This is a genomic window from Microvirga sp. P4_G7 (genome assembly GCF_056401005.1).
In genome coordinates this window covers 1-745 of the sequence record NZ_JBFUKD010001086.1, presented here as the reverse complement: position 1 = coordinate 745, position 745 = coordinate 1, and the positions used below count along the sequence as shown (strand labels likewise).

Genomic DNA, 745 nt, shown 5'->3' with positions numbered 1-745 from the left:
GGACATGCCTTGGATCCCGATCATGTACTACGGCAAGAGCAACCTGATCTCGCCGAAGATCAAGGGCTTCGTCCAGAACACGCGCGGCGTCTATCCGAGCCGTTTCTTGTCGAAAGAGCAATAAGACCGAACGAAGGGTGGTCCGCGAAAGCGGGTCACCCTTTTTCCTTCGCGTCTTGAGCGTGATCCGGCGAAACTCGAATGTTTCGGCGGACCATTCTGCTCAAGTTCCATTCTGCCCTAGTTCAATGTGTCGACGTGTGATCGTAGGGACGAAGCCACTTCGGCTTTCGGTCATTCGCCCATCAAAGAACGCGCCCGGTCTTTCGCCGCATCACGTTGGCATCGGCGGATCGAGCGCCGGAGCAACGGAGGTATCCACTTGCTCTCTTATATCCTGCGCCGATTTCTGTCGGCCATTCCCACACTTTTGCTGATCGTCACGATCTCGTTCTTTCTCATACGCCTGGCGCCCGGCGGGCCGTTCGATCTCGAACGACCGCTCGAAGCGAAGGTGATGGAGAATTTGAACCGCATCTACAAACTCGATCGGCCGCTCATCGAGCAATACTGGCTCTACTTGACGTCGGTATTGCGCGGAGATTTCGGACCGTCCTTCATTCTGCGCGACTTTACCGTCGCCGAACTTTTCGCCCGCGGCCTTCCGGTTTCCATGACTCTCGGCGGCCTCGCGATGTTGCTGGCGATCCTCGTCGGCGGGACGCTCGGCGTCACTGCTGCACTG

General features: G+C 57.6%; 1 protein-coding gene. It reads left to right on the top strand.

The genetic code is table 11. From position 1 onward, the window contains the following. Window positions 1-382: 382 nt before the first annotated feature. The coding region (locus AC1DT3_RS23180; protein ID WP_477467505.1) for an ABC transporter permease family protein at window positions 383-745 on the top strand (363 nt) is incomplete at its 3' end.